The sequence below is a fragment of the Glaciimonas sp. GG7 genome, from assembly GCF_052976905.1.
Genome location: NZ_JBRIIQ010000172.1, coordinates 1 through 4646, shown reverse-complemented (window position 1 = coordinate 4646; position 4646 = coordinate 1). Strand labels below are relative to the sequence as shown.

At 50.4% G+C, this 4646-nt stretch carries 3 protein-coding genes and 1 pseudogene; all 4 read right to left on the bottom strand.

Annotated elements, in window-relative coordinates; all coding sequences use genetic code 11:
- Positions 1–787 (bottom strand): glycerol-3-phosphate dehydrogenase (glpD, locus tag ACVBEF_RS20580; protein ID WP_447125770.1); only part of this gene is annotated, 787 nt, incomplete at its 3' end.
- Positions 788–1134: 347 nt separating this feature from the next.
- Positions 1135–2610 carry a hypothetical protein gene (locus tag ACVBEF_RS20575; RefSeq protein ID WP_447125769.1) on the bottom strand — a complete coding sequence of 492 codons (1476 nt, stop codon included), beginning with the start codon at positions 2608–2610 and terminating at the stop codon, positions 1135–1137.
- Positions 2611–2936: 326 nt separating this feature from the next.
- On the bottom strand, positions 2937–4184 hold the full coding sequence (glcF, locus tag ACVBEF_RS20570) for a glycolate oxidase subunit GlcF (RefSeq protein ID WP_447125768.1): 1248 nt from the start codon (positions 4182–4184) through the stop codon (positions 2937–2939).
- A gap of 29 nt (positions 4185–4213) precedes the next feature.
- Positions 4214–4646: pseudogene (glcE, locus tag ACVBEF_RS20565) on the bottom strand (glycolate oxidase subunit GlcE); the annotation flags it as partial.

The window sequence follows — 4646 nt, the reverse complement described above, 5'->3', positions numbered from 1 at the left end:
AGGCACAAATCGCATGCAATAACGCCGCGGCACGAATCACCGGAATCGGAAAATATAGCCGGATGTGATGCTGCGCCGAGGTATTCAAAGCGCCGCTGAGCAAACTAGCGACCCAAGGTCCGGCGGCATTGACCACACAACGCGCCCGCACATGCGTGACTTCGCCAGTGATCGCTGACTGTAACGTCGCATCCCAATGTTTGGGCCCTTGTTTGGCACCGATCAAGCGCGCTTTGGTCAGAATAGTCGCGCCGCGCTCCTGCGCATCCATCGCATTGAGGACAACCAGACGCGCATCCTGGACCGCAGCATCAGAATACACAAAGCCCTTTTTTAACGACTTTTTCAAAGGCGCACCCGAGACGTGCTTGCCAAAACTAATCCCGCGTGAACCGGGCAATACTTCACGCTTACTCAGGTGGTCATACAAAAACAAGCCTATACGGATCATCCAGGCAGGCCGCAAACCGGCAACATGCGGCATCACAAAGCGCAACGGCGAAATAATATGCGGTGCCAGGCGTAGCAATACTTCACGCTCTTGCAACGCCTTACGCACCAGACCGAACTCATAGTGCTCCAGATAGCGCAAACCACCATGGATCAGCTTGGTGCTGGCAGACGACGTATGCGCCGCCAGATCGTCTTGCTCGCAAAGCAACACGCTTAACCCACGCCCGGCAGCATCCCGCGCAATCCCTGCGCCATTGATCCCGCCGCCCACTACTAACAAATCGACTATTTCTCCGTCTGCCACAACTATCCTTTCGTTTGCGTGTATCACCATCGGCGCAATAATTTTAGGCCTAAAAAGGCCTTCGATATTACTTAAACGCCAATAAATGTTTATATTCGAAATTATAATGTTCGAATTCGAACATTAAAAGCTATTTATACGCATCAAAAATTATTGTGCGATAGCAATATTTATTGTCAAAGGAAGGCTATCACTACTTTTTCAGTAGCAAAAAAATAAAAACCGTGGTGACGTCAAGACAGACCGTGAAGGTCTTGATATGCAGCTGATTTAAATCCGCAGACATATCACCTGCGGATTCTATAAGGAGGGATTACAAACCTGAATATTGGTGCAGAAAAGGCGACCAGCCATGCTTGTGCTGGTCGCAAGACTTGCTAAGTATTAAAAAACAATCTGGTTCCCTGATCCTTCATCGCGTTCATTGTCTGGGCATCGCCCGGGACCATCTCGCCGGGGTGCTCTGCCTGATCAAAAGTAGCCAGAAATGTTTGTCCATCCGCTGAAAACCAGATGCCGCTGGCAGATTCGTCTTTGCTACCCGCTTCTAGCTGATAACCAAGTAATTTCGCTTTGCCATTTTCAATCGACTCGGGGGCGACGTCATACATGGCAACAAAATTTGAATACATTTTTTCAACAGGTGACAGATACGATTTGATGGACGACGGATTTTTTTCTTCGAAACGTGCACCAACAAGGATGATCGATTCGTCAGGACTGTATGCAACTTTGGTGTAACCGAATCCGGCAGATTCATCACCCGCTATTTTTTCTTGAAATACCTCTGGTATAGGTAGTGCGTAAACGTCTTCAGCAGCGCAGCCACTAGCATTAAGTCGACAAACCACCGCAAGCTTCTTGTCACTTGCTACGGGCAATACAATATGTTCACTGTCCGGAGAAAATGCGATACCGTCTCGCCAGTTTTTATACGCACTCCGTGCATGATCATTCGCGATGAACTTGGCAGAATCTGCCGCCAAATCGTAAATAATGAGATTACCCGTCAAACCTTGCACGGCGGTTAGTTTGCCGTCAGGAGAAAATACCGGCCGATTGATTGCATGCATCGGCTCTCCTGTTTCGCTAAACATATTTTTCAGACGCTCGATCATTACGCCGTCTAAACCTGTCAATAATCCCCGGAGCTGGGTCGTATCGCTTTGATTTTGTGTATTTTCGGGTCTTTGATTATCCGCTTCAATTTTTATAATTTTCATTGCTAAGTCGGTCCTTGCATTTTTGTAACGTTCTTGCGCTCCCTGATCGACAACAAGACCGAGTTCTCTCAGATTCTCGGGTGAAACAGGAACACCAAATGGAGGAAGCCCCAGGCAGAGATTATCTAGTTTCCACAACGACGGACCAAAAGTGTCCACTCCAATATTCAGTAATCCCGGCCCTCCAAACTTTAATAAATAAGGCCGGATAGCTTTATCGGGCATTTGTTCCTGACAGCCCATTTGGATATAACGTTGAACAACTTCACGGTATTCTCTGGCCGCCGCCGAATCGGAAAAAATACCGACCATGCAGTGTGTTGAGGCCGGTGATGATGCGGCTGCGACTGCTGTGCATCCTTCGGGTATTTCCATACGATAGTCTGGTTGCTCTGGATCGCTGACATACGATGGTGCGCCTGGCGTGATGACTGGCCTCGCGTTTAGTTTATCGATGGGAAAGCCCCGTCCTGCTGCCTCTTCATCCGTAACGCGCTGCCCTGTAGGCAAGCCATATTTCGTAAAGTGTTCAATTGTTGATCGTCTATCCGAGCCGGATGCCGGAGTCGATGAATCCAGATTCAAAGGGATGAAAGTACGTGTTAGTGAAATGGGCTGCACTGCTGACATGGAGGAACTCCTTAACAAATAAAATCCAGTTCGATACCCACCTAATCAGACGAGTGAAGTACGTATCGAAACGGTATTGAAGAAGTACGGAAGTGTATTGATGTACTAAAGAAATAAATACAAAGAAGCGCGTATCGGTTATTTTTTAATGCCGGTTTGACAAACGGGACCAAACCTCATCAGATTGTTGGCGAGAGTAGAGATATGTACTAAAGGAAATGACCAAAGGAGGCCCTATGGATCACGGCATTGCACCGTCATTATTTTCGTAAAACGTGGAGCAGTCGCCGCTAACTATTCAGAGATAGCAGCGGCAACTGTCTTGATTAAGCCCCCGGCTGCAACAACGCCTGATCCAGCAATTCAATCCAATGTTTAACCGGCGTCGCGGTCCCCGACTGCAAATGCGTAAGACATCCGATATTCGCCGAGACAATCATGTCCGGCTGCGTAGCCTCCAGATTGCGTAATTTATTGTCACGCAATTGCTGCGACAAAACCGGTTGCAGCACCGAATACGTCCCGGCCGAACCGCAACACAAATGGCTGTCAGCGCACAACTTTACATCCACCCCGGCATTGCGCAATAAACCCTCGACCTTGCCGCGTATCTGCTGCCCATGCTGCAAAGTACAGGGTGGGTGATACACCACACGCTGATTAATTTTTCCTTTCAGCTTAGCCAGCAAAGGCGCTTCCAACGTCGGCAAAATCTCACTCAAATCCAGCGTCAATGCCGATATTTTCTGCGCCTTTTCAGCGTAGGCAGAGTCGCCTGCCAATAAATGTCCGTACTCTTTCACCATGACACCGCAACCGGACGCGGTCATCACAATGGCTTCGATTTTCTGACCATTGCTGCCGTCAACATACGGCCACCACGCATCGATATTGCGCCGCATATCATCTAGCCCGCCGTCCTGATCATTAAGGTGATAACGGAGCGCGCCGCAACAACCGGCCTTGGGCGCGATCAACAATTGCACCTCCAACGCATCCAACACACGGGCGGTTGCGCGGTTGATATTCGGCGCCATCCCCGGCTGCACGCAACCATCGAGCAGCAACATCTTGCGCGCATGCTGACGTTGCGGCCAACTACCTGCGTCCTGCTTAGGCGGTAATTTATCTTTCAATTTTTGCGGCAAAAATCCACGCAAAGCTTGTCCCGTTTTAAACGCTGGCCTGAACAACCATTTGCGCGGCAACAGTTGTTTTAATGCGGTCCGTATGATGCGCTGCTCCAACGATCTTGGCACCTGATCGTCCACCACCTTACGGCCGATATCGAGCAGTCGGCCATACTCCACCCCAGACGGGCAAGTTGATTCGCAATTGCGGCAAGTCAGGCAGCGGTCCAGATGCAACTGCGTCTTGGCCGTCGCAGGCTGTCCTTCCAGGACTTGTTTAATCAAATAAATCCGTCCGCGCGGACCATCCAACTCATCGCCCAGCAACTGATAAGTCGGACAAGTTGCGGTACAAAATCCGCAATGCACGCAAGCCCGTAAAATCGCCTCGGCTTCCTTGCCTTCGCGGGTATCTTTGATAAATGGCGCTAGATTAGTTTGCATAAAATTCTGTGATCCAGTGGGCTGAGGACTTACAAATCTGGATACATACGTCCGGGATTAAAAACGCCCGCCGGATCGAATGTAGCTTTTAAATTGTGGTGTATGCGTGTAATGGCGGGGGCTAAAGGATGGAATACGCCGACGCTTTTATCGCCATGCCGAAACAAACTTGCATGCCCGCCGACGGCACTGGCAGCAGCGCGAACGAATACCGGATCCGTATCGCTGACCAGCCAGCGTTGCGCCCCGCCCCATTCAATCAGTGACGCCCCCGGCAATCCCAACGACGGCGCAACCGACGGCACAGATAAGCGCCACAGCGGTGCAGACGTCGTGAAAAATGCATGCGCTTGTTCACGCACACTATCCCAAAAAGCCGCGCCATCAGCGACCGCATCGCCGCCCAATTTTTTCTCCGCTGCGCTCACTGCCGCTTGCGCGCCCGACAGCCGCACCGTCAGC

Excerpts from the sequence above, each read along its gene's own strand:
- glcF (WP_447125768.1), bottom strand. The coding sequence starts at position 4,184 with ATGCAAACTAATCTAGCGCCATTTATCAAAGATACCCGCGAAGGCAAG.
- ACVBEF_RS20575 (WP_447125769.1), bottom strand. The coding sequence starts at position 2,610 with ATGTCAGCAGTGCAGCCCATTTCACTAACACGTACTTTCATCCCTTTG.